Annotated in this window: 23 protein-coding genes, 1 riboswitch and 1 other annotated feature (1 of these 25 only partly in view); all 23 genes read right to left on the bottom strand. The window is 50.2% G+C overall.

Translation table 11 applies throughout. The features are described 5' to 3' along the window. Positions 1–13 precede the first annotated feature (13 nt). On the bottom strand, positions 14–508 hold the full coding sequence (locus AB447_RS12820; protein ID WP_048354649.1) for a precorrin-2 dehydrogenase/sirohydrochlorin ferrochelatase family protein: 495 nt from the start codon (positions 506–508) through the stop codon (positions 14–16). Next, entirely contained in the window at positions 489–1,274 is a 786-nt protein-coding gene (locus AB447_RS12825) for a sirohydrochlorin chelatase (RefSeq protein ID WP_048354650.1), read from the bottom strand. The genes AB447_RS12820 and AB447_RS12825 overlap by 20 nt, the downstream gene beginning before the upstream one ends. A 1-nt stretch (position 1,275) precedes the next feature. Further along, positions 1,276–2,049 carry a uroporphyrinogen-III C-methyltransferase gene (gene cobA / locus AB447_RS12830; protein WP_048406813.1) on the bottom strand — a complete coding sequence of 258 codons (774 nt, stop codon included), beginning with the start codon at positions 2,047–2,049 and terminating at the stop codon, positions 1,276–1,278. 150 nt (positions 2,050–2,199) lie between these two features. Beyond that, positions 2,200–2,793 (bottom strand): adenylyl-sulfate kinase, encoded by a 594-nt coding sequence (cysC, locus tag AB447_RS12835; protein WP_048354651.1) that lies wholly within the window; start codon positions 2,791–2,793, stop codon positions 2,200–2,202. A gap of 15 nt (positions 2,794–2,808) precedes the next feature. Beyond that, the gene (gene sat / locus AB447_RS12840; RefSeq protein ID WP_048354652.1) at positions 2,809–3,945 is read right to left on the bottom strand and encodes a sulfate adenylyltransferase; all 1,137 of its coding nucleotides are present in this window, start codon (positions 3,943–3,945) and stop codon (positions 2,809–2,811) included. Between the two features lie 25 nt (positions 3,946–3,970). Further along, entirely contained in the window at positions 3,971–5,032 is a 1,062-nt protein-coding gene (locus AB447_RS12845; RefSeq protein WP_048354653.1) for an inorganic phosphate transporter, read from the bottom strand. Positions 5,033–5,043: 11 nt separating this feature from the next. Beyond that, on the bottom strand, positions 5,044–5,745 hold the full coding sequence (locus tag AB447_RS12850; RefSeq protein ID WP_048354654.1) for a phosphoadenylyl-sulfate reductase: 702 nt from the start codon (positions 5,743–5,745) through the stop codon (positions 5,044–5,046). An 87-nt stretch (positions 5,746–5,832) separates the two neighbouring features. Further along, on the bottom strand, positions 5,833–5,937 hold the full coding sequence (locus AB447_RS25245; RefSeq protein WP_373688014.1) for a YezD family protein: 105 nt from the start codon (positions 5,935–5,937) through the stop codon (positions 5,833–5,835). 115 nt (positions 5,938–6,052) lie between these two features. Then, positions 6,053–6,158: riboswitch (SAM riboswitch) on the bottom strand. After that, positions 6,123–6,311 (bottom strand): hypothetical protein, encoded by a 189-nt coding sequence (locus AB447_RS25820; RefSeq protein ID WP_156183645.1) that lies wholly within the window; start codon positions 6,309–6,311, stop codon positions 6,123–6,125. It overlaps the preceding riboswitch by 36 nt. Beyond that, the gene (gene pyrE / locus AB447_RS12860; protein WP_048354655.1) at positions 6,308–6,940 is read right to left on the bottom strand and encodes an orotate phosphoribosyltransferase; all 633 of its coding nucleotides are present in this window, start codon (positions 6,938–6,940) and stop codon (positions 6,308–6,310) included. The genes AB447_RS25820 and pyrE overlap by 4 nt, the downstream gene beginning before the upstream one ends. Next, complete coding sequence (gene pyrF, locus AB447_RS12865) at positions 6,937–7,656, bottom strand: orotidine-5'-phosphate decarboxylase (protein ID WP_048406812.1); 720 nt, start codon at positions 7,654–7,656, stop codon at positions 6,937–6,939. The genes pyrE and pyrF overlap by 4 nt, the downstream gene beginning before the upstream one ends. Further along, the gene (locus AB447_RS12870) at positions 7,625–8,560 is read right to left on the bottom strand and encodes a dihydroorotate dehydrogenase (protein ID WP_048354656.1); all 936 of its coding nucleotides are present in this window, start codon (positions 8,558–8,560) and stop codon (positions 7,625–7,627) included. Before AB447_RS12870 ends, pyrF begins: the two co-directional genes overlap by 32 nt. Next, positions 8,560–9,330: a dihydroorotate dehydrogenase electron transfer subunit gene (locus tag AB447_RS12875; RefSeq protein WP_057957599.1), complete on the bottom strand. Its 771-nt coding sequence runs from the start codon at positions 9,328–9,330 to the stop codon at positions 8,560–8,562. Before AB447_RS12875 ends, AB447_RS12870 begins: the two co-directional genes overlap by 1 nt. Beyond that, the gene (gene carB / locus AB447_RS12880; RefSeq protein WP_048354657.1) at positions 9,327–12,542 is read right to left on the bottom strand and encodes a carbamoyl-phosphate synthase (glutamine-hydrolyzing) large subunit; all 3,216 of its coding nucleotides are present in this window, start codon (positions 12,540–12,542) and stop codon (positions 9,327–9,329) included. Before carB ends, AB447_RS12875 begins: the two co-directional genes overlap by 4 nt. Next, on the bottom strand, positions 12,527–13,621 hold the full coding sequence (locus AB447_RS12885; RefSeq protein ID WP_048354658.1) for a carbamoyl phosphate synthase small subunit: 1,095 nt from the start codon (positions 13,619–13,621) through the stop codon (positions 12,527–12,529). Before AB447_RS12885 ends, carB begins: the two co-directional genes overlap by 16 nt. Further along, positions 13,618–14,904, bottom strand: coding sequence for a dihydroorotase (locus AB447_RS12890; RefSeq protein WP_048354659.1), 1,287 nt, complete (start codon positions 14,902–14,904; stop codon positions 13,618–13,620). The genes AB447_RS12885 and AB447_RS12890 overlap by 4 nt, the downstream gene beginning before the upstream one ends. Further along, on the bottom strand, positions 14,888–15,808 hold the full coding sequence (locus AB447_RS12895; RefSeq protein WP_048354660.1) for an aspartate carbamoyltransferase catalytic subunit: 921 nt from the start codon (positions 15,806–15,808) through the stop codon (positions 14,888–14,890). Before AB447_RS12895 ends, AB447_RS12890 begins: the two co-directional genes overlap by 17 nt. Before the next feature lie 157 nt (positions 15,809–15,965). Beyond that, positions 15,966–17,258 carry a uracil permease PyrP gene (pyrP, locus tag AB447_RS12900; protein ID WP_057957600.1) on the bottom strand — a complete coding sequence of 431 codons (1,293 nt, stop codon included), beginning with the start codon at positions 17,256–17,258 and terminating at the stop codon, positions 15,966–15,968. A 191-nt stretch (positions 17,259–17,449) separates the two neighbouring features. Continuing rightward, positions 17,450–17,998: a bifunctional pyr operon transcriptional regulator/uracil phosphoribosyltransferase PyrR gene (pyrR, locus tag AB447_RS12905; protein WP_048354661.1), complete on the bottom strand. Its 549-nt coding sequence runs from the start codon at positions 17,996–17,998 to the stop codon at positions 17,450–17,452. 180 nt (positions 17,999–18,178) lie between these two features. Beyond that, the gene (locus AB447_RS12910) at positions 18,179–19,093 is read right to left on the bottom strand and encodes an RluA family pseudouridine synthase (RefSeq protein WP_048406809.1); all 915 of its coding nucleotides are present in this window, start codon (positions 19,091–19,093) and stop codon (positions 18,179–18,181) included. A 1-nt stretch (position 19,094) separates the two neighbouring features. Further along, a complete protein-coding gene (lspA, locus tag AB447_RS12915) occupies positions 19,095–19,634 on the bottom strand; it encodes a signal peptidase II (protein ID WP_236809822.1) in 540 nt (179 codons plus the stop codon). Positions 19,635–19,678: 44 nt separating this feature from the next. Next, positions 19,679–20,044, bottom strand: a complete 366-nt coding sequence (locus tag AB447_RS12920; RefSeq protein ID WP_048353143.1) for a TraR/DksA family transcriptional regulator — start codon at positions 20,042–20,044, stop codon at positions 19,679–19,681. Between the two features lie 159 nt (positions 20,045–20,203). Beyond that, positions 20,204–22,960, bottom strand: coding sequence for an isoleucine--tRNA ligase (gene ileS, locus AB447_RS12925; protein WP_048353130.1), 2,757 nt, complete (start codon positions 22,958–22,960; stop codon positions 20,204–20,206). 50 nt (positions 22,961–23,010) lie between these two features. Continuing rightward, positions 23,011–23,170, bottom strand: a binding site (T-box leader) (it continues 73 nt past the right edge of the window).

Genomic DNA, 23,170 nt, shown 5'->3' on the forward strand with positions numbered 1-23,170 from the left:
AAGGCCTGAACCGTTATCGGTTCGGGCCTCTTCTTTTTCGGAAAAGCTCATCGATCTCCCTGATGAGCTCGTCATCGATCAGTCCGTCGATCCGCCCGGCCAATTCGATCGTATGGCTCGGGCTTGCGCCGTTTGTCGAAACGCTGATGGTGATGTTTCCTTTTTTGACGATTTTCGGAACGTACACATTTCCGAGCTCAGCCTCGCTCGCAACATTGACGAGCTGGCCTTCTCCGGCTGATCTTGCAATCCGCTTATTCGCCTCGCAATCATCTGTTGCAAGTATGATGAGAAATGCGCCTTTTACATCTTCCGGCTCTGCTTTTTTCCGCTTCCAGCAAACCCCGTGTTTTTCGATCAGCTCGAGCATGTCAGCCGATACGTCAGGGCTTATGACGGTAACAGATGCACCTTCACCCGCCACCGCTTTCAGCCGCCTTGCCGCGATCCGTCCCCCGCCTGCGATGACGACGGGCTTGCCGCTCATGTTAATGTGAAGCGGCAGCATCGGCGGCTCCTTTGAAATCGAAGGAACGGTCATGATTCATAACGGCTTCCTTGACGCGGTTTAAAAAGGCGTTTTTGACGTGCGGATGGAAGCCGAGATATTCAGAGAGCACAACGTCGGGATTGGTTTCCTTCAGCTTTTCGGTCTCCCTTTCGATCTCCTTCATCAACATCCCGGTAAACAGCAGATACGGAACGATGAATGTCGTTTTTCCGCCGCTTTCTTTAAGCTGTGAAAAAACGTCGCGATAATGCGGTTTACAGGCGGTCATAAAACAAGGAATGACCTCATCAACCGGAGCCATCGCTTTGAGGCGGGCTGCGATCTCTGTGACATCCCGCAAGACATCCGGATCTGAGCTCCCCCTTCCGATCAATACGATCCTCGCATGTTCATAAGGAACGCCAGTCTCTTCGATCCGCGTCAAAACGGCTTTGACGACCTCCTGATCAACGCCGATCGGCTTTCCGTAAGTGACGCTTACGGAAGGATATTGGGAAGAAACACGGGCGATTTCTGCCGGAATGTCTTTTTTGGCGTGTGCGGCGGTCAAAAGGAGAAGCGGCACCGCGGCGATATGCGTCGCGCCCTTTTCCGCGCACGCTTTAAATCCCGTTTCAATATCAGGCGGTGCAAGCTCCAAAAAAGAGATTTCCTGAATGGATGCGGACATGTCGCCTCTGCACCCTTCCAAAAAAGCGGCTGCTTCTTGTTGTGCTTTTTTCAGACGGCTGCCGTGGCCGATATACAAAATGGCTTGTTTCATGTTAAAGCGCCTCGCTTAATGCTGTATTTTTCAGCTCGGTTTCATACCAGTTTAAACGCGAGCGGAAGTTGACCACATCGCCGATGACGATGAGGCTCGGGTTAACGATTTTTTCGTTTTCAGCGGTTTCGGCAAGCGTTTCAACCGTGCAAATCACCGTTTTCTGCTTGTCCGTCGTTCCCCAGTGGATGAAAGCAGCCGGTGTTGAACGGTCTCTGCCGTTTTCGATTAAAAGCCTTTCGATTTGCTTCACGTTTTTGATCCCCATATAGATGACGAGGGTATCGATGCCCGTCGCCAGCGCTTTCCACTTTTCCTCAAAGTCTTCTTCCGCCTTGTAATGGCCCGTCACGAAAGCGACGTTTGAACTCGCATCCCGGTGAGTTACGGGGATGCCGGCATAAGCGGCCGCTGCGATTCCTGAAGTGATCCCGGGAACGATTTCAAAAGGAATCCCGTTTTCTGCGAGGCTCGCGGCTTCCTCTCCTCCTCTGCCGAAAACGAAAGGGTCTCCCCCTTTTAATCTGACGACGATTTTTCCTTTTTTCGCATATTTGACGAGAAAATGGTTGATCGTCTCCTGCTTCATCATATGATAATCGGGAAGCTTTCCGCAATATATGAGGTCTGCTCCCGCTTTTGCGTGCTGAAGGATCTGTTTGTTGACAAGCCGGTCGTATAAAATGACGTCGGCTTTCTGGATCGCTTTCAAAGCTTTGATTGTCAGTAAATCGGGGTCTCCAGGACCTGCCCCAACGATATATACTTTCCCCATCTTGCACTTTCCCCCGATCGATCAAAATCGTTTCACTTCATTATAAATCATAAAGAAAGCGTTCGGTGATGAAAATGTCACAACACGCCAAACGTTTTCTTTATGAAATAGGAAAGTGCAGTCGATGCACTTTCCTATTTGCCAAGCGTTTTATTTCGTTTCGTTTTTCACGTATTCAACGAGCCTGTCTTTGCACTCGTTCCTTTCATGCTCACTCGTATTAAGGATGAGCTCAGGCGATTCAGGTTCTTCATACGGCGAATCGATGCCCGTGAAAAATGGAATTTCCCCGTTTCTCGCTTTTTTGTACAAGCCTTTCGGATCCCTTTTTTCGCACGTTTCCAAATCGCATTTGACGTACACTTCGTGGAATTCGTTTTCCCCGACGAGCTGTCTGACAAGATCGCGGTCTTCTTTAAAAGGAGAAATAAACGCCGTAATCACGATCGTACCCTGCTCGACGAACAGCTTTGCGACTTCGCCGATCCGGCGGATGTTCTCTTTCCGGTCCTCATCCGAAAATCCGAGGTCTTTGTTCAGGCCGTGTCTGACGTTATCGCCGTCAAGCACCGTCACCTGAAAGCCTTCTTCAAACAGCTGGCGGGCGGCTGCGTTGGCAATCGTTGATTTCCCAGAGCCGCTCAAACCTGTCAGCCAAATAATTCCGCTTTTATGGCCGTTTTTTTCATGATATTCCTTCTTTGTAATGGATGCCTCATGCCAGACGATGTCTTTATTCACCAACAGTTTTTCCTCCCTTTAAGAAACGCCGGCTGCTAAGCCTTTGATTAATGTTTCGATGACTTCAGGACGGCTGAATGTGCTTGGTGGGAACTCGCCGTTTCTCAGCATTCCCCTCACCTTTGTGCCGGACAAAATGACATGGTGCTCCCTGTCATGCGGGCATGTTTTCGCCGTCGCCATTGATCCGCACACATTGCAGTAAAAGCTGTGTTCAAATTTCATCGGAGTGATGCCGATTTCTTCAGGCGTGAACTGATCGAACAGCTCCTGCGCTTCATATGTTCCGTAATAATCGCCGACACCCGCATGGTCCCTTCCGACGATGAAATGGGTGCAGCCGTAATTTTTTCTGACGAGCGCATGGAAAATCGCCTCTTTCGGGCCTGCATAACGCATCGCTGCCGGGAAGACGCCGAGGAAGACGCGGTCTTTCGGGTAATATCCGTCAAGCAGCACCCGGTAGCTTTTCATCCTGACATCTGCCGGAATATCGTCTGACTTCGTTTCTCCGACTAACGGATTGAGGAAAAGTCCGTCAACTGTTTCCAGCGCGGTTTTTTGAATGTATTCATGTGCTCTGTGCACAGGATTTCTCGTTTGAAATCCGACGATCGTTTTCCAGCCGAGCTCGGCAAACTTCCGTCTCGTTTCCGCCGGTTCAAACGTATGGGCAGGGAACTGCTTTTCGCTCCGTTTGATGAGTGTGATCGGGCCGCCGACATAGACATCGCCCCGCTCGAACAATTTTTTGACGCCCGGATGGTTCAGGTCGTCGGTTTTATAGACGTTCACAGCTTCCTTATTCTTATCAGGCCTATAGATGTCTTCGATATCGATGACCCCGTATGTTTCTCCTTTGTATGTGAGGCGGACGGTGTCGCCTGTTTTGAATTCGGCGGCTTTTTGCCCGTCAACGGGAAGGCTGATCGGAAGCGTCCAAACATCGCCGCTTGCAAGCCTCATCGTTTCTACGACAGAAAGGTAGTCTTTTTCCGTTAAAAAGCCTTCGATCGGGCTGTACGCCCCGATCCCGATCAATTCGAGATCGGCGAATGCGATCAGGTCAAGTTCGATTTCAGGTCCGATATGTTTCACATCGTATGCTTCATTGACGCGGTTAACCAATACACCGCCGTGTGGCGCTAAACTCATAACTTTATTTCCCCCTACTTGGTGTTTAAATTCCCCCGCCCTGTTCATGAACGGAGCTGTGTTCTTTTTTTACTGCTCTCATCAGGCTGATCGTTCCTACTGATGCCAGAAGAACGCTCGTGACAACGATGAGAGAATAGTAGTCTCCTTTTAAGAAAAGGCTGACCAGCATATAAGACAGGCTCAAGGAAAGAAATGGCGAAACGATCCACACTTTCAGCATCGTTTTGACCACCTGTTTATGAAAAACATTGCCGCCGTTTTTCGCCATTCCCATCCCTATAATAGAAGATGATGTCACTTGCGTGAGCGGAACCGGAAGGCCGAAAATAGAACTGATAATGACAAGGCCCGATCCAGTCCCCGAAAGAAGGATCCCCTCTCCTTTGGAGAATCTGGTGATCTTTTTGCCGTTTGTTTCAAGGACGCGCCGGCCCAATAAAAGGGCGCCGATCGCGACAAACACCCCGCCGTACAGCGTTCCTTGGCCGACGGTCAAAACATGCGCCGCCACCAGCGGCCCAACAGCGTTTGCGACATTGTTCATTCCCGCCGAGAAAGCTTCCATAAAACCGGCGATGACCAGAACGGCTGTCAGGATCTGAAGTTTTTTTCCTGAGGCCGGTTTGACCATCTTTTTCATGATCTTGGCCATCACGTAAGTAAAACAAAACGCGATAAAAGGGATAATCACCCAAAACGCGACAATCACCGTCAAAGATTTGACATACAATACTTGATACGCGACACCTACACCGACGACAGATCCGACTGTCACTTCACTTGTAGATAAAGGAATGCCGAGAACGTTTGCGATAAAGAGCGACAAAGCTGCGGATCCGATGATGATGCAGACGATTTCAAGCGTAATCACCCGTTCGGGAATGATCCCTGAGCTGATCGTTTTGACGACTTCCCCTCCGCCGATAACGGCTCCGAGAAGAATGCCAGCCGCACAGATCAGAAGCGCGTGAAACTGTTTTTTCACAGCTTCCGACCCGTAGGCGATGCCCATCGAGGCCGCTGCACCGCTCGCACCGATATTCATCGCAAAAAACAGGCTAAATATAATGGCGGCAAGTTCCATGACTCATCTCCTTACTCGTGTAATCCGCATTCTGTTTTATTCAATCCATTCCAGCGGCCGGAGCGGAGATCGTCCATCTTAAAGGCCGGCGACGTGCACGGGGCGCAGCCGATGCTCGGATAGCCCTGATCGTGAAGCGGATTGTACGGCAGATCGTGCTTTGTCACATATCTCCAAATATCCTTCCATGTCCAATGGATGAGCGGGCAGACTTTGATCGACTTGAATTTATCGTCCTTATTTAAAAAGTTCGTCTTGCTCCGTCCCTCGGACTGCTCGCGGCGCAGCCCCGACAGCCATGCCGGATATGCTGAAAGCGTCTCGCGGAGAGGGATGACCTTTCTCATTTCACAGCAGAGGTTCGGGTTGGTCTCCCAAAGTTTGTCCCCGTATTCCTGAGCCTGCTGTTCGACTGTAAGTTCCGGTTTCTTCATCATAATCTGAAGGCCCGGATATCGTTCTTTGACAGCCTCTATCGTTTCATACGTTTCTTTAAAATGAAGCCCTGTATCAAGAAAAACGATGACGGCGTCTTTTTTCACCTTGTAGATTAAATCAATGAGGACGATCCCTTCGATTCCGAAGCTGCAAGCGTATACGAGCTGATCGCCGTAATGGCCGTACGCCCATTTGAGGACGGACAGCGCGCCTTTATAAGAATCATCCTCCTGAAACGTGATCGCCGGTTCTTCCCATGTACTGTAAGTAAATATTTTTGGTTCCCCCTTTTTTTGCCAACAAAAAAACGGCTTTCAGCAGAAAAAAACTCTGTGAAAACCGCCTCTAGTTTGTCTAGTCAGCTATTTCAATCTTATTTTTTCATTTTTTTCGATTTGAATGACCTTTCCATCCTGGACAACGATTGTGATGGATCCGTAGCTCATATCCTTCAGCATGTCTTTCATTGTGATGATCGCTTTGTCCAGCTGCTCATCCGTTTTCATTGCCAGCTCCTCCTTTTGCCCCGAAAAATAAAATCTTTCTTCCAAATGTGAAAGAAAGACGAGGAACTTTATATATTCCTTATCTCTCAAAATGAGCGCATTTTGCTGGAAGTAGCACCTTACGAATACACGCAGGTTGCCGGGTTTCATCGGACCAGTCCCTCCACCGCTCTTGATAAGTTTGCTTTTGTATTTTTAAATTTTAGCACAATTCGAATAAAAGTCAACCCGACTTTTTTTATAGGATTAATAAAAAATAAAAATGGTTCGATTTTACTATTTTTATAGAGGATCAAAAAAGCCGCCCCTTCAAAAGAGGCGACGGTTTTCTTCATATTTTCATCCATGCTGTTGATTGCGGATCTGCTTTCCATTCTTTCAGCTTTGCGGCATCGGCTTCGCTGATATAACCTTCGGCAAGCGCTGCTTCTGTCAGCGTGTCGTAGTCGGTCAGGGTATGGTATTCAACGCCCGCTCCATCGAAGGCGATACCCGCTTTCGGAAGACCGTACGTGAAGATTGCAGCAACGCCAAGCACCTCGCAGCCGGCATCCTTTAAAGCGGAGACGGCTTCAAGAACGCTTCCGCCGGTCGAGATCAGATCTTCGATGACAACGACTTTGTGCCCTTTTTTGACCGCTCCTTCGATTTGATTTCCTTTTCCGTGCGCTTTCGGCTTGCTTCTGACGTAGCACATCGGCAGGCGGAGCCTGTCAGCGGCAAGCGCAGCGTGAGGAATTCCCGCTGTCGCCGTGCCCGCAATGATTTCCGCTTCCGGATATTTGTCTTTGATCATCCCGGCAAGGCCTGATGCGATGTCAGCCCTTACCTCAGGATACGAAAGCGTCAGCCGGTTGTCGCAGTAAATCGGCGACTTCATGCCGCTCGCCCATGTAAACGGCTCATTCGGCCGAAGGAAAACCGCCTTGATCGCTAATAGATGTTTTGCAATTTCTGTTTTCATGCTTTGATTCCCTCCCACTCACGCACTATGTTTCGATAAGCCGAAACCGGCTCTTCCGCTTGTGTGATCGAACGGCCGACCACGATCGCGGAAACGCCTTTTTCCCTCGCCATGGCTGGTGTTGCCACTCTGACTTGATCGTTCTTTTTATCATCGGCAAGCCGGATTCCCGGCGTCACCGTCAGAAAGGAAGGAGACGTCTCCCTGCAGATCCGCTCCGCTTCGTGAACCGAACAGACGACGCCGTCAAGCCCGCTCTCTTCTGCAAGCTTGCTGTAGCGAAGAACGGTTTCTTCAAGCGGCGTTTTGATCAAAAGCTCATGCTGCAGCATCTCAGGCGACGTGCTTGTCAGCTGTGTCACAGCGATTAATGACGGCCGTTTCTGCCCTGCGGCAGTCCCCGCTTCAAGGCCTTCAAGCGCAGCCTCCATCATCCGGCTTCCGCCTGCTGCGTGCACATTGACAAGACTGACGCCAAAACCCGCCAGCCTCTTCATCGCCTTATATACGGTCGTCGGAATGTCATGGCACTTCAAATCGAGAAATATCCGGCAGTTTTGCTTCTTTAGCTGCTCAAGGATGTAAGGACCTTCCTGATAAAAGAGCTCCATTCCGACTTTTACAAAAAGGTTTTCTCCGTCAAACTGCTTCAAAAACGCAAACGTTTCCTGTGCGGATGGAAAATCAAGCGCGATGATGGGCGGCGTATTGTTCATGTTTCCAGCTCCTTCCGATGCATTCATCAATAGATCGGTATCCGTATTTTTCCAAAACGCGCGGCAAGTCTTCAATGATTTCCGGACAGGCGAACGGATTGACGAAATTGGCTGTGCCGACCGCGACCGCGCTCGCCCCCGCCAGCAGAAATTCAAGTGCATCTTCCGCCGACTGCACGCCGCCCATGCCGATGATCGGAATGCTGACCGCCTGGCTGACTTCATAAACCATCCTGATCGCGACCGGTTTTACGGCCGGACCTGATAATCCTCCGGTTTTGTTCGCCAAAATCGGCTTGCCTGTTTTCAAGTCGAGCCTCATGCCGATCAGGGTGTTGATCATCGTCAGCCCGTCGGCGCCCGCTTCTTCGATCGCTTGGGCGATTTCAGTAATGTCTGTGACATTCGGCGACAGCTTCACATAAACGGGCACATCGGAAACTTCCTTAACCGCCTTCGTCAGCTCGGCCGCCATTTCCGGCCGCGTGCCGAACGCGATCCCGCCCGTTTTGACGTTCGGACAGGAAATGTTCAGCTCGAGCGCATGGACATTCGGCGCTTTGCTGATTTCTTGCGCAACCTCGACATAATCTTCAAGCTGTGAACCGGCTACATTGGCGATAATCGGCGTATCGAATTGTTCGAGCCGCGGAAGTTCGTGTTCCATGACAGCCTGAAGGCCGGGATTTTGCAGTCCGATCGCATTCAGCATGCCGGCTTGCGTTTCCGCGACCCTCGGCGTCGGATTCCCGAAGCGCGGTTCGCTCGTCGTCGCTTTGATCATGATCGCCCCGAGGCATGAAAGATCATATAAGTTTGCAAACTCTTTTCCGAAACCGAAGCACCCGGAAGCCGGAATGATCGGATTTTTCAACCTGAGGCCGGGCAAATTTACTTCAAGCATTACAAAAGCACCTCCTGCGCTTTAAAAACAGGGCCGTCCAGACAGACTTTCACGTACGGCTTTTCACTTTCATCCGTATGGCATACACAGGCAAAGCAAGCGCCGATTCCGCAGCCCATCCGCTCTTCCATCGACAAGTAAACGTCTTTATCCGGATAGCGCTCCTTTAACGCTTTCAGCATCGGCGTCGGCCCGCAGGCAAGAAGGCAGTCAAACTGAAGCTCTTCTGCTTCGATGACATCTGTGACAAACCCCTTCGTTCCATGGGTGCCGTCCGCTGTGGCGATATAGACAGGGCCGTACTCAGAGAATTCCCGCTCGTAAAAAACGTCTTTGGCTGACGCAAATCCTAACACATGCACGACATTGACTCCCTGTCTATTCAGCTGCTTTGCGAGCTCGTAAAGCGGCGGGACGCCGATTCCCCCTCCGACTAAAAGAGCCGTTTGGCCGGGAGCAAGCGCATCTTGCGGAAATCCGTTTCCGAGCGGTCCGAGCACATCAACGATATCCCCCTTTTTCTTTAATGAGAGAAGCCGTGTCCCCTCTCCGTCCTTTCGGAAAATAATCGTGATTTCCCGGTTGTCCTGATCAATGCGGGCGATGCTGATCGGCCGCCTTAACAAAGGGGTGACAGACTCGGCGACTTTCAAATGAAGGAACTGGCCGGGGGCGCTGCACGATTCAGCGAGCTCCCCTTTCAGCACCATTTGATAAATGTTATCAGCAATACAATCGTTGGAACGAACCGTCATATATCCTTTTTTCATCTGACAGCCGCCGCCTCTTGACCGACTTTGATAGCGGGCATATGATCGGCGCGGAAACTCATGCTTTCAAGCACCCTCAAAATCGCTTCTGCCGTGTCTAATGACGTCAGGCAGGCCACGCCGTTTTCCACCGATTCCCGTCTGATTCTGAAACCGTCCCTTGCCGGCTGCTTTCCTTTTGTCAAAGTATTCACGACGAACTGCGCTTCCCCGTTGCGGATGACGTCAAGCAGATTCGTGCCATCTTCGCCGATTTTTCCGACGGTTCTCACAGGGACGGATGCTTCCCGCAGGCAGTCTGCCGTTCCTTCTGTCGCCAGGATTTTATAGCCGATGGCGTGGAACCGCTTGGCGATGAGAAGTCCTTCCTCTTTGTCCTTATCAGCGACGGTCAGAAGCACAGATCCGTAATTCGGAATCTGGATGCCTGAGGCGATTAACCCTTTGTAAAGCGCCTTTTCGAGTGTCGTATCTTTCCCCATGACTTCACCCGTCGATTTCATTTCCGGACCGAGCGTGATATCCACTCTTCTCAGCTTTGCGAAGGAGAAGACCGGAACTTTTACATAGACGCCTTCCTGTTCTTTTTGAAGGCCGCTGCAGTAGCCCATGTCCGCAAGCTTCCGGCCGAGAATGACCTTTGTCGCGAGATTCGCCATCGGAATTCCGGTGATTTTGCTGAGGAACGGCACCGTCCGGCTTGAGCGCGGATTCACCTCAAGGACATAAACCTCATCTTTTGAAAGGACGAACTGAATGTTGAGCAGTCCGATGATGTTCAAGCCTTTCGCAAGTTCGATCGTATACTTTTCGATCTTTTTCTTGATCTCTATAGAGAGCGATTGCGGCGGATACACGGCAATCGAGTCTCCGGAGTGGACGCCCGCCCGTTCGATATGCTCCATGATCCCCGGAATGACGACCGTTTCCCCGTCGGAAATCGCGTCGACTTCGATTTCTTTTCCGATTAAATATTTATCGATGAGAACGGGATGCAGCGGGTTGATTTTGACCGCATGTTCCATATAATGAAGAAGCTCTTCTTCATGGTACACGATCTCCATCGCCCGTCCGCCGAGAACGTAGGATGGGCGCACAAGCACCGGATAGCCGATGCGGCCTGCGATTGTGACGGCTTCATCCACAGAAGTTGCCGTTTTGCCGAGCGGCTGAGGAACGTTCAGCGTTTCAAGCGCATGCTCGAATTTGTCGCGGTCTTCGGCGCGATCCAAGTCCTCCAGCGACGTTCCGAGAATGTTTACCCCTCTCTCTGCCAGTTCATTGGCGAGATTGATCGCGGTTTGTCCGCCGAATTGGACGACGACGCCTTCCGGCTGCTCCAAGTCGATGACATGCATGACATCTTCAATCGTCAGCGGCTCAAAGTACAGCTTGTCGGAAATGCTGAAGTCCGTCGACACAGTCTCAGGGTTGTTGTTAATGATAATCGCTTCATAGCCGGCTTCTTTAATCGCCCAGACCGAATGCACAGTCGCATAGTCAAACTCAACCCCCTGGCCGATCCGAATCGGACCTGAGCCAAGAACGACCACGCTCTTTTTCCCGGTTCTTAAAGACTCGTTTTCTTCTTCATACGTGCTGTAAAAGTAAGGCGTTTCCGATTCAAATTCGGCCGCGCACGTATCAACCATTTTATAAACCGGCGTAATGCCCGCTTCTTTTCTAAGCTCATACACCTTTCGTTCAGGCATTTCCCACAGGCGGCTGATGAAGCGGTCTGAAAAACCGAGTTCTTTCGCCTTTTTCAGCATCTCAAGATCACCGCGCTCCGCTTGCAGCATTTCTTCGAAGCGGATGATCCCTTCCAGTTTATAGAGGAAGAAAACGTCAATCTTAGAAAATTCGTGGAGATCAAGGACGGTGTAGCCTCTTCTGAACGCTTCTGCCAAATAGAAGAGCCGTTCATCGCCCGCTTTTTTGATCCGCTTCTCAAGCACGTCATTAGTAATGTCTTCCGCATCTTTTAATTCAAGGTGGTACACGTCTGCTTCAAGCGAGCGGACCGCTTTAAGAAGCGATTCCTCCAACGTTCTGCCGATCGCCATCACCTCGCCCGTCGCTTTCATCTGCGTGCCGAGTTTTCGGTTTGCCGATTCAAACTTATCGAACGGCCAACGCGGAATCTTTGAGACGACATAATCAAGCGCCGGCTCAAACGAAGCATACGTTTTTCCTGTCACAGGATTCATCATTTCATCAAGAGACAAGCCGACGGCGATTTTGGCAGCAAGCTTTGCGATCGGGTACCCTGTCGCCTTTGAAGCGAGCGCCGAAGAACGGCTGACCCGCGGATTGACCTCGATAATGTAGTATTGGAAACTGTCCGGATCAAGCGCCAGCTGCACATTGCAGCCTCCTTCGATTTCGAGCGCGCGGATGATTTTGAGCGATACGTTGCGAAGCATTTGGTATTCGCGGTCGCTCAGCGTCTGGCTCGGTGCGACGACGATGCTGTCCCCGGTATGGATGCCGACGGGATCGATGTTTTCCATATTGCAGACAACGATCGCGTGATCGCTCGAGTCTCTCATCACTTCATATTCGATCTCTTTATATCCGGCAATGCTTTTTTCGAGCAGACATTGATGAACAGGGCTCATTTTCAAGCCGTTCTCAACGATTTCCTTCAGTTCATCTTCATTTGAACAGATCCCTCCGCCGGTTCCGCCGAGCGTGTATGCAGGTCTGACGATGACCGGAAACCCGATTTTCCCGACAAAATCTTGGGCTTCGGCTAGCGAATGGATAATGTCGCTTTCCGGTACCGGCTCGTTAAGCTCATTCATTAAGCTTCTGAACAGATCGCGGTCTTCCGCCTTTTGAATCGCGGACAATTTCGTGCCGAGCACTTCCACGCCGCACTCTTCCAAAATGCCGTTCTCTGACAATTCGACCGCCAAATTCAGACCTGTCTGGCCGCCCAAGGTAGGCAAAATCGCATCAGGTCGCTCTTTACGGATAATCCGCGTTAAAAACTCGAGCGTCAGCGGTTCGATATAAACCCTGTCGGCCATTTCCGTATCCGTCATGATCGTCGCCGGATTGGAGTTGACAAGAATGACTTCATAGCCCTCTTCTTTTAAAGCAAGGCACGCTTGGGTACCTGCATAATCAAATTCTGCCGCCTGGCCGATAATAATCGGACCTGAGCCGATCACTAAAATCTTTTGAATGTCTACGCGTTTAGGCATACCGTTTCCCCTTCTTTCTCTGTCGTTTCAATCATCTGCAGAAATTGATCAAATAAATGGTTGGCATCCTCCGGTCCCGGTGAAGCTTCCGGGTGATATTGCACGGTAAAGGCAGGCTCTGATTTATGTTTCAGCCCTTCGATCGTGTTGTCATTGATCGCCACGTGCGTCACTTCAAGCGGCGTATTTTCAACAGATGAAACCGTGTAGCCGTGGTTCTGCGCCGTGATCGATACTTTGCCGGTTTTCAAGCTTTTTACCGGGTGGTTGGAGCCGCGGTGGCCGAATTTCATCTTGACGGTCTCAGCGCCGCATGCGAGCGCGAACAGTTGATGTCCGAGGCAGATTCCGAACAGCGGCACCTTGCCGAGAATGTTTTGGATCATTTCAATTGCTTCTGGTACGTCCTTCGGATCTCCGGGTCCGTTTGACAGCATGACGCCGTCAGGCTTGAGCTGCATGATTTCTTCAGCGGTTACATGATGGGGGACGACGATACAATCGCATTTGCGCTTGTTCAATTCTCTTAAGATGCCGTGTTTCATGCCGAAATCAACAAGTACGATCCGCTTGCCTCTTCCAGGGCTCGGATAGGCGGTTTTCGTTGACACTTGGCTGACCTGATCCCGCGGAAGCTCTGTTTCTTTCATTTTTCTGATCAAGGCGTCCGCGTCCTCATCAGGACCGGCGAACATCCCTTTCAGCGTCCCTGCCGTACGGATCATTCTCGTCAGCTTTCTCGTATCAATCCCTGATAAGCCCGGAATGTTCTTCATTTTCAAATAGTCATCAAGCGTATATGCCGAACGCCAGTTTGAAGGAAGTTGACATAACTCTTTTACTATAAACCCTTTGACATAAGGTGTGATCGATTCAAAATCGTCTCTGTTGATGCCGTAGTTTCCGATCAGAGGATAGGTTAATGTGACAATCTGCCCGCAGTAGGAAGGGTCTGAGAGGATTTCCTGATAACCCGTCATCCCCGTGTTGAACACGACTTCTCCCATCGTGTTCTCCAGGCTGCCGAAGGCCTTCCCTTCAAATATCGTTCCGTTTTCCAGCACTAGACGTCTTTTCATTTTACGAGTCTCCCCTCTTTGTAAACGACTTTTCCCGCAGCCATTGTCAATACAGGCCAGCCGAAGCAGCTGATGCCGTCAAACGGCGTATTTTTTCCTTTGGAAAGGAAGCGGTTTTTATCGATTTTGTCTTCTTTTTCAAGATCGATCAGTGTGATGTCCGCCGGGCGTCCGGCTTCAAGCTTTCCGTATGGCAGTCCGAATGCTTCGCAAGGCTTAACCGTCATATAATCGACAAGCTGTTTTAATGTCCAGGCACCGTTTCTGACAAAGTGCGTGTACAGAAGCGGAAAAGCCGTTTCCAAGCCGACGATTCCGAACGGGGCGAGGCTCATCGTCTGCTGTTTTTCCGCTTCCGTATGCGGGGCATGGTCTGTCGCGATAAAATCGATCGTTCCATCAAGAAGCCCTTCCAAAAGCGCTTCCCTGTCTTCTTTGCTTCTGAGAGGCGGATTCATTTTGTAATTCGTATCAAGCCCCGGTATATCGGTGTCGCAAAGCAGCAAATGGTGCGGCGTCACTTCCGCAGTGACGCGGATTCCGGCCTTTTTGGCGTCGCGGACGGTCCTGACCGATTCCTTCGTGCTGATATGGCAGACGTGATAATGGCAGCCGGCCGCTTCCGCCAGCAGCACATCCCGCGCAATATGAACCGCTTCACAGATCGAAGGAATCCCGTTTAAACCGTGTTTTTTTGCCAATTCCCCGTCGTGCACGCTTCCCCCGTAGATCAGCGAATTGTCTTCACAATGGGCGACGATCGCTTTGTTGATCGAGGCCGCCTTTTTCATGGCCTCGAACATCATTCCGGCAGTTTGGACGCCGACTCCGTCGTCTGTAAAGGCGAATGCGCCGGCTTCCGATAATTCGTCGAAATCGGTTATGTCTTCGCCGGTCTGTCTGACCGTAATCGAGGCGTACGGAAGGACCCTGACAGATGCCGTTTCCTGAATACGATTTGTCAGCCACTCCATATGTTCTTTCGTATCAGGGACAGGGCGTGTGTTCGGCATCGCAGCTACCGTTGTGAAACCGCCTCTTGCCGCTGCTTGTGCACCCGTTTCAATCGTCTCCTTTTTCTCTCCGCCCGGCTCTCTGAAATGGACGTGAAGGTCGATGAGCCCGGGAGAGACGAACAGTCCTTCTGCATCAATGACCGATTCGCCCGGTTCGGCCTCAAGGGTGCCGATCCCGCTTATGACTTCTCCATCTATCCTGATGTCACGCTTTATTTTTTCGCCGTTTTCATCCAGCATGAAGCCGTTTTTAATTAAATAAGACATAAGCCTGATCTCCCCTTTTTTCATTTTCGCGTTTCTCAAGCGCTCTTTTTAAAACCGCCATTCTGATGTAGACCCCGTTTTCCATTTGTTTAAAAATCCTTGATTGCGCCGATTCCACGAGCGCGCTGTCGATTTCGACGCCGCGATTGACCGGGGCCGGGTGCATAATGATCGCACCCTTTTTCAAACGCTTCGCCCGCTCCAGCGACAATCCGAATGTTTGCAAAAATCCTCGATCGGCCGTTTTCGTATGATGGCGCTCGTGCTGAATCCGAAGCAGCATCACGACGTCTGAATTGGCGACGGCTTCGTCCGCCGGCACATAAGTCCCGTACGGATTATCCGCATCCCGCCACTCGTCCGGTCCTGAGAAAATAACCGCGGCCCCGAGCCTTGAGAGCACTTCGGCATTCGACCGTGCCACTCTGCTGTGCTTGATGTCGCCGTGAATCGATACGGTCAGTCCGTCAAATTTGCCGAATTCCTCGTGAATCGTCATTAAGTCGAGCAGAGATTGCGTCGGATGCTGGCCGCAGCCGTCTCCGGCATTGATTACCGGTATGCCGACACGCCCGATCAATTCCTTGTAATAATCATCCTCTGAGTGCCTGATCACGCAAACATCGGCGCCGATGGATTCAAGCGTTCGTACCGTATCGTACAATGACTCCCCTTTTTGAACGCTTGTCGATACACCGTCCAAATTCAAAACATTCATGCCGAGCTTCTTCTCTGCAACTTCAAAGCTGAAGCGCGTCCGTGTACTCGGCTCAAAGAACAAGTTAGCAGCAAACTTTCCGGAGAGAACGCGATCAGATTTGCCTTTTTTCAGCGCTTCCGCCTCTTCAATCAGACTGAAAATCTCCTCAAGACTCAGCTCGTTCATTGCGGTCAAATGTTTCATTGTTACCCCTCCGCTTTCATTGAATGTTTTTATAAAAAAACCCCAAACCGAATGGCTTGGGGTATAGTGAATCAGAGAATGCGCTTATGCACTTCCCTTTCAACAACCCTTTCAAGCCTCTCTGGACTTCATTTAAAAGGTCTTCTGTATACGTTTTTTAAGCTTCTGTCCCACCCTGATCTTCTTTTGATTCCGGCAGGACAAGGTTTAAGATCACGCCGACGATTGCGGCAAGCGCCATGCTGGACAGCTCAAATCCGGAGATTTTGATGAATGCGCCGCCGACGCCGATGACGAGAATGACGGATGAAATGATCAAGTTTCGTTTGTTTTCCAAATCGATTTTATTGTCAATCAGCATGCGGAGCCCGCTTGATGCGATGATGCCGAAGAGCAGGAAGGACACGCCTCCCATGACGGCTGAAGGAACCGAGCTGATCAGCGCGGAAATTTTGCCGACGAAGCCGAAGCACAATGCAATGACAGCGGCTCCGCCGATGACGAACACGCTGAAGACCCTCGTGATCGCCAAAACGCCGATGTTTTCTCCGTATGTCGTTGTCGGCGGTCCGCCGATGAAAGAAGCGATCATCGTCGCGACGCTGTCTCCTAAGATTGAGCGATGGAGCCCGGGCTTCTTAATGAAATCCCGGCCGACGACTTTGCTTAGAACCATCTGGTGTCCGATATGCTCAGACATGGTTACGAATGCGACGGGCACCATGGCCAGTCCGATGACGGCAGCTGCGGTGGTCGGCGTATAATCAACAAACGGCAGAACGAAATCCGGAACCGCGAACCATTTGGCTTCCGCCACCATTTGAAAGTCGACGATTCCTTGGGTGAGGGCGAACAAGTATCCGCAGATGATTCCTATAAGTACCGGAATCAGGCTGAAAAAACCGCGCAGGAAGATTGCGCATACGATCGTCACAGCAAGCGTAAACCCGGCTACTCCGAAGTGCTTCGCGCTGTAAACGAGCGTTTCGGCATTCGGATTTTCGTACATCGCCATATTAACCGCTGTGCTCGCCAGTCCGAGCCCGATGACGATGATGACCGGTCCGATGACAATCGGCGGCAGAAGCTTCATCAGCCAGCCCGTGCCGAGCCGCTGAATGAATAAAGCGATCAGGCCGTAGACAATCCCGGCCATAAACGCGCCGATCATGGCCGCTCCAGGGCCGCCGGCCGCTTTAGCCGCAAGGATCGGAGCGATAAACGCGAACGATGATCCTAAGTAAGCGGGAATCTGTCCTTTTGTAATCAACAGGTATGCGAGTGTTCCGAGTCCGCTCGTAATCAGCGCGACACCCGGGCTCAAGCCGACCAGTTTCGGCACGAGGATGGTCGATCCGAACATGGCGAACAAATGCTGAAGACTGAATGAAAGCCAATTCAGCGGTTTTGGTACTTCTCTTACATCTAAGTTAACGTTTTTCTGACTCATAATTTTTCCTCCTGATGATCGACTCATTTTCTATGATGTCTTAAATCCGGTAAAGATAACGACCATTAAAAAAGCCTCTTTGCATATGCGCAAAGAGGCAGACCAAAATCGTCACTGCTATGAAGTGACTAATCCCGTCTAATCCCTCTTTGCAAACTCTCTGGAATGCACTTAAAAAAGGATATGATCATTCATTTTTTATAAATCGCCGCAAGGTCGCGGCCGTCAACTTCTTCGAGCTGAACCATGACCTTTTCGGATTTTGAAGTCGGAATGTTTTTTCCGATGAAATCAGCCCTGATCGGCAGCTCCCTATGACCGCGGTCAACGAGGACGGCGAGCTGGATTGCGGAAGGCCGTCCGACGTCTACGAGCGCGTCCATCGCCGCTCTGACCGTCCTTCCCGTGTAGAGGACATCATCGACGACGATCACCTTTTGATCGGTAATGTCAACCGGAATATCCGCGCCTTTGACTAGCGGTTCCTCATTGGCCGTTTTTTTGGACAGATCGTCTCTGTACAGCGTAATGTCGAGTTCTCCGACGATCACTTTGTTTCCTTCAATTTGTTCGATTCGTTCGGCAAGGCGCTTTGCCAAATAAATCCCTCTCGTCTTGATTCCGACGAGGATGCAGTTGTTCATTCCCTTGTTTCGCTCGATCATTTCGTGGGCGATTCTTGTCAGCGCCCTTCTGATCGCTTGTTCGTCAAGTACAACAGCCTTTTCCTGTTCTTCCATGACAGATGCACCTCATCTCTTGTTAAAAGGATAAAACAAAAACCCCTTCTGCATCGGGCAGAGAGGGGTCTTTAAAGCGAATATACTCATTCACTTGTCCGATATCCTTCTCAGCCTCTCTGGACTGTGTTAAAGAATCTGTTCTAACTTCGTTTATTATTTCAAAAAAGAAATCTCCTGTCAATGATTATTTCGAAGTTTGTCGAGAAGATTTTTCATATCGTCAGGCAGCGGCGCCTTAAATTCGATATATTCTCCGGTCCGCGGGTGATCAAACCCTAAAACACCGGCATGCAGAGCCTGGCCGTTGAAATCGATCGTTTTCTTCGGTCCGTATTTCGGGTCTCCGGCAAGCGGAAAGCCGATGTATTTCATATGCACCCGAATCTGATGGGTTCTTCCAGTCTCCAGCCGGCATTCGACCACGGTAAAATCGTCAAACCGCTCTTTCACTTCGAAATGAGTCACCGCATGCTTTCCGTTTTCCCTTGTGACCGTCATGCTCTGCCGGTCTTTTTTATCTCTTCCGATCGGCGCATCGATCGTTCCGTGGTCATGGGGAATCACGCCATGAACGAGCGCCGTATAGATCCTTGTCACCGTTTTATTGACAAGCTGGGATACAAGCGACTCATGGGCCATATCGTTTTTGGCGACCATCAAAAGCCCTGACGTATCTTTATCAATCCGGTGCACGATCCCCGGACGCATAACACCGTTGATGCCTGACAGATCATCGCAATGCGCCATCAAACCGTTGACAAGCGTTCCCGTCAGATGGCCGGGAGCCGGATGGACGACCATCCCGCGCGGTTTGTTAACGACAAGGACATCCTGATCTTCATAATAAATATCGAGATCCATCGGTTCAGCCAAAACGTCGAGCGGCTCCGGGTCAGGGACAACGACTTTTACGACATCGCCCGGCTGTACTTTGTAGTTTGCTTTGACAGCCTTTTCGTTCACATGAATGCGGTCTTCTTTAATCCACTGCTGAACTTGCGTCCGCGACCAGTCCGTTTCCATCCCGGTCAAGTATTTATCAATCCGTTCGCTTTTATGGTCGTTTTGAACGGTCATTTCGTATTGCTCCATGTTACAGCTCCTTCTTCTTCTTTCCGTCTAACAGCATTTGCACAAACAAGAGCAGGACGCCGATGCATAAAGACGAATCGGCAACATTAAAAATCGGGTAATGATAGTTGACGATCGTCACATGAATAAAATCGACGACCTCTTGTCTGAACACGCGGTCGATAAAATTGCCGATTGCCCCGCCGAGCATCAAACCGAGCGAGATGCCGAGCAGCTTCTGCCCTTTTGCATGCTTTTGGATGTAGTAGATGATGCCGATAATCACAACCGTTGTGATGATGTAGAAAAACCACATCTGCCCGGCCAGAATTCCCCATGCCGCTCCGGTATTCCGATGTGACGTGATCTGCAGGAAGCTGCCGATGACAGGAATGCTTTCCCCGTATACCATGTTGCTCACGACAAGCCATTTCGTCAATTGATCGATGCCGATAATAAACAATGCAAGTATGTAATAAGGCACAAACCGTTCCTCCAGTTTCTGTTTCTCTTCATTTAAGCATTTTATCAAGAAAAAGAAAAGGAGTAAAGGAATAATCATTGACATCCTGAAAAGAGGGCGGACCGCCTGCCCCCTTTCCAACATTACGAATAAAGCGCCTCATCGTACGTTTCGTCTGTTTCAGCCCAAATAGGAAGCGTCTTTTTCTCAAACTGGATATGGTACAAAAAGTCATCCGCCGTCCTTGCCGTCGGCAAAACGGCCATCTTTGAATACGGGATCATCTTTCCTGTTTCCTCGCAAATCCCGTACGTGCCGTTTTCTATTTTTGAAAGGGCTAAAAGCACATCCTGGAGTTCTTCTTTCACATGGTATATAAGAGTCGTCTGCTGATAGGACAGGTTTGCCTGAGAATCCTGCTGAAAAAAGGAATACTCAAACAACCGTGATTCGAGTTCCTGCTTCATTTGAAGAAGTTCGTCTTGTATGTTTGCCAGCTGATCGTTCACTCCTGCATCAACTCCTGCTTTTATCGTTGTACTTTTAGTGTTACCGACAATGCAGATCTCAAAGCCCATAAGATTTTTCCTGACGTTCAAAACAGTGTCAGGTTTGGGAAAGCAGGCAAAAAAAGCGGTTCGGATGTCCGAACCGCTTTTTGAGTAATGTTAATAATACGTTTTGATGATCTCTGCACAGCGAGGGCAAAGCTCAGGATGATCAGGATCATGGCCGATTTCTTTAGAAACCATGCGGCACCGTTCGCAAGTCTCGCCTTCCGCCTGTTTAACGACGATTTGACCCGTCTCAAACGTTTGCGCATCTTCCGGAGCTTCCGTTTCGGCGATGGTCAATTCGGAAACGATAAAGAGCTGTTTCAAATCTTCCTTGATCGAAGAAAGCAGCGCCCTTGACTGTTCGGTTGGATACAGCGTCAGGCTGGCAACGGAAGATTTTCCGATCACCTTTTCGTTCCGCGCTGTTTCAAGCGCCTTTAACACATCGTCGCGAAGGTTCATGAAGCGGTCGAATTTCTCTTCCGTCTCTTTCGCATTCGGAATTTCTTTCGTTTCCGGCATATCGGTAAGCTGCACGCTTTTTTCCGTTACAAATGTGAAGTGGCTCCACATTTCTTCTGCCGTATGCGGCAGGATCGGCGTAACGAGCTTAACGAGTGCGACCAATGTTTCGTAGAACACGGTCTGCATTGAGCGGCGGTCTTTTTGATCGGCATGCTCAATATAAACGACATCCTTTGCGAAATCCATGTAAAATGAGCTGAGCTCGATTGCGCAGAAGTTGTGGATCGTATGATAGATCGCGGCAAATTCGTATTCTTCATACGCTTTTTTAACTTTTTCAATAACGTTGTTCAGCTTGATCAGCATGTACTGATCCACTTCACGGAGATCCTTTACTGGTACCGCATCTTTTGCCGGGTCAAAATCGGCAATGTTCCCGTGAAGGAAGCGGAACGTGTTGCGGATTTTCCGGTACACTTCAGCGACTTGCTTCAAAATCGCGTCTGATACGCGGACGTCTGCTTGATAGTCGACAGATGCCACCCACAGCCGCAAAATATCAGCGCCGAACTGGTTCATGATTTTAGCCGGAACGACGACATTGCCGAGGGACTTGCTCATTTTGCGACCTTCTCCGTCGAGCGCAAATCCGTGAGACAACACGCCTTTATACGGCGCTTTTCCGGTTACGGCGACCGCTGTTGAAATCGATGAGTTGAACCAGCCGCGGTATTGGTCAGAGCCTTCAAGATATAAGTCGGCAGGTCTGACCAGTTCTTCCCGTTCTACTAACACGCCCTGGTGGGATGAACCGGAATCAAACCAGACATCCATGATATCCTGCTCTTTCGTGAACTTGCCGTTCGGGCTTCCAGGATGTGTAAAGCCTTCAGGAAGCAGCTCATTCGCCTCTTTTTCAAACCAAATGTTTGATCCGTGCTCCCTGAACAATGCAGAAACGTGTTCAATCGTTTCATCGGTAATGATCGGTTCGCCGTTTTCGGCGTAGAATACCGGAATCGGCACGCCCCATGCGCGCTGTCTTGAAATACACCAGTCGCCGCGGTCGCGAACCATATTGTAAAGGCGCGTTTCGCCCCATTCAGGCACCCATTTTGTTTCCTTAACGGCTTCGAGCAGCTCGTCTCTAAAATCTTTGATTGACGCAAACCATTGCGCAGTCGCGCGGAAAATCGTCGGTTTTTTCGTTCTCCAGTCGTGCGGATAAGAGTGAGTGATGAAATCGAGCTTCATCAAAGCGCCGTTTTCTTCAAGCTTTTCCGTAATCGCCTTGTTGGCCTGATCGTAAAACAGTCCTTCAAATCCCGGCGCTTCGCTTGTCATATTTCCTTTCTCATCGACAGGGCACAGAACGTCAAGGCCGTATTTCTGGCCGATGATAAAGTCGTCTTCCCCGTGTCCGGGAGCGGTATGAACGCACCCCGTACCGGCGTCTGTCGTCACGTGCTCGCCGAGCATAACGAGCGAGTCTCTGCCGTATAACGGATGGATGGCTGTGATGTGTTCCAAATCTTTTCCTTTTACCGTCTTGACGACTTCCGGATTTTCAAAGCCGAGCGCTTGTGCCGTGCTGTCGACCAATGCGCTTGCGATGACATAGCGTGAGCCGCCTGAAGCGACGACACTGTATTCCAAATCAGGATGCACGGCGATTCCAAGGTTTGCCGGAATCGTCCAAGGCGTCGTCGTCCAGATGATGAATTTTTCGCCGTTTGTCAAAACGCCTTTTCCGTCTTTTACGTCAAACGCAACATAGATTGACGGCGAGCGTTTGTCGTAATATTCGATTTCCGCTTCAGCCAAAGCGGATTCGCTTGAAGGGGACCAGTAAACAGGCTTTAAGCCTTTGTAAATATAGCCTTTTTTCGCCATTTCGCCGAACACTTTAATTTGCTGCGCTTCAAACTCAGGTTTTAGCGTCACATACGGATTTTTCCAATCTCCTCTGACACCGAGGCGCTTAAATTGCGTTTTTTGGCCTTCGATTTGCTGCCACGCATACTCTTCGCAAAGCTTGCGGAATTCGGCTACAGACATTTCTTTGCGCTTTACTTTTTTGTTTTTCGTAAGGGCCGTTTCAATCGGCAGCCCGTGGGTGTCCCAGCCGGGCACATATGGCGCATGATAGCCGTTCATCGATTTGGAACGGACGATGATATCCTTCATGATTTTATTGAGGGCATGCCCCATATGGATGTCGCCGTTCGCATACGGAGGTCCGTCATGCAGGACGAACAGCGGTCTGCCTTCCGTCCGTTTCTGAACGAGGCGGTAGATGTCCATATCCTCCCATTTTTCCTGAATCTCAGGCTCCCGCTTCGGCAGGTTTCCCCTCATTGGAAAATCCGTCTTCGGCATCAAGAGCGTATCTTTGTAATCCATTCCCATTCCTCCAAACCATTTTTGTAAAACAAAAAAAGCCTTTTCATCCCATAAGGGACGAGAAGGCTTTGATCTCGCGGTACCACCCTTTTAGATAAGCCTGATTTCGGCTTATCCGCTCAAACATCGTAACGTGATGGGACGTCCTTTCCTACTGCAAGGTTCAGAAAGGAAACTTGAGGGCTGATTCACAAAAATTCCGGCAATCCC

It is taken from the genome of Bacillus glycinifermentans, assembly GCF_001042475.2.
GTDB classification, from domain to species: domain Bacteria; phylum Bacillota; class Bacilli; order Bacillales; family Bacillaceae; genus Bacillus; species Bacillus glycinifermentans.

Excerpts from the sequence above, each read along its gene's own strand:
- AB447_RS12845 (WP_048354653.1), bottom strand. The coding sequence starts at position 5,032 with ATGGAACTTGCCGCCATTATATTTAGCCTGTTTTTTGCGATGAATATC.
- AB447_RS12825 (WP_048354650.1), bottom strand. The coding sequence starts at position 1,274 with ATGAAACAAGCCATTTTGTATATCGGCCACGGCAGCCGTCTGAAAAAA.
- AB447_RS25820 (WP_156183645.1), bottom strand. The coding sequence starts at position 6,311 with ATGAAGAAAACCGTCGCCTCTTTTGAAGGGGCGGCTTTTTTGATCCTC.
- AB447_RS12885 (WP_048354658.1), bottom strand. The coding sequence starts at position 13,621 with ATGAAAAGACGTCTAGTGCTGGAAAACGGAACGATATTTGAAGGGAAG.
- AB447_RS12890 (WP_048354659.1), bottom strand. The coding sequence starts at position 14,904 with ATGTCTTATTTAATTAAAAACGGCTTCATGCTGGATGAAAACGGCGAA.
- carB (WP_048354657.1), bottom strand. The coding sequence starts at position 12,542 with ATGCCTAAACGCGTAGACATTCAAAAGATTTTAGTGATCGGCTCAGGT.
- AB447_RS12895 (WP_048354660.1), bottom strand. The coding sequence starts at position 15,808 with ATGAAACATTTGACCGCAATGAACGAGCTGAGTCTTGAGGAGATTTTC.
- pyrF (WP_048406812.1), bottom strand. The coding sequence starts at position 7,656 with ATGAACAATACGCCGCCCATCATCGCGCTTGATTTTCCATCCGCACAG.
- pyrE (WP_048354655.1), bottom strand. The coding sequence starts at position 6,940 with ATGAAAACAGAAATTGCAAAACATCTATTAGCGATCAAGGCGGTTTTC.
- pyrR (WP_048354661.1), bottom strand. The coding sequence starts at position 17,998 with ATGGAAGAACAGGAAAAGGCTGTTGTACTTGACGAACAAGCGATCAGA.
- cobA (WP_048406813.1), bottom strand. The coding sequence starts at position 2,049 with ATGGGGAAAGTATATATCGTTGGGGCAGGTCCTGGAGACCCCGATTTA.
- AB447_RS12870 (WP_048354656.1), bottom strand. The coding sequence starts at position 8,560 with ATGCTTGAAGTAAATTTGCCCGGCCTCAGGTTGAAAAATCCGATCATT.
- ileS (WP_048353130.1), bottom strand. The coding sequence starts at position 22,960 with ATGGATTACAAAGATACGCTCTTGATGCCGAAGACGGATTTTCCAATG.
- pyrP (WP_057957600.1), bottom strand. The coding sequence starts at position 17,258 with ATGAGTCAGAAAAACGTTAACTTAGATGTAAGAGAAGTACCAAAACCG.
- AB447_RS12875 (WP_057957599.1), bottom strand. The coding sequence starts at position 9,330 with ATGAAAAAAGGATATATGACGGTTCGTTCCAACGATTGTATTGCTGAT.
- AB447_RS12910 (WP_048406809.1), bottom strand. The coding sequence starts at position 19,093 with ATGGAGCAATACGAAATGACCGTTCAAAACGACCATAAAAGCGAACGG.
- AB447_RS25245 (WP_373688014.1), bottom strand. The coding sequence starts at position 5,937 with ATGAAAGACATGCTGAAGGATATGAGCTACGGATCCATCACAATCGTT.
- lspA (WP_236809822.1), bottom strand. The coding sequence starts at position 19,634 with ATGATTATTCCTTTACTCCTTTTCTTTTTCTTGATAAAATGCTTAAAT.
- sat (WP_048354652.1), bottom strand. The coding sequence starts at position 3,945 with ATGAGTTTAGCGCCACACGGCGGTGTATTGGTTAACCGCGTCAATGAA.
- AB447_RS12820 (WP_048354649.1), bottom strand. The coding sequence starts at position 508 with ATGCTGCCGCTTCACATTAACATGAGCGGCAAGCCCGTCGTCATCGCA.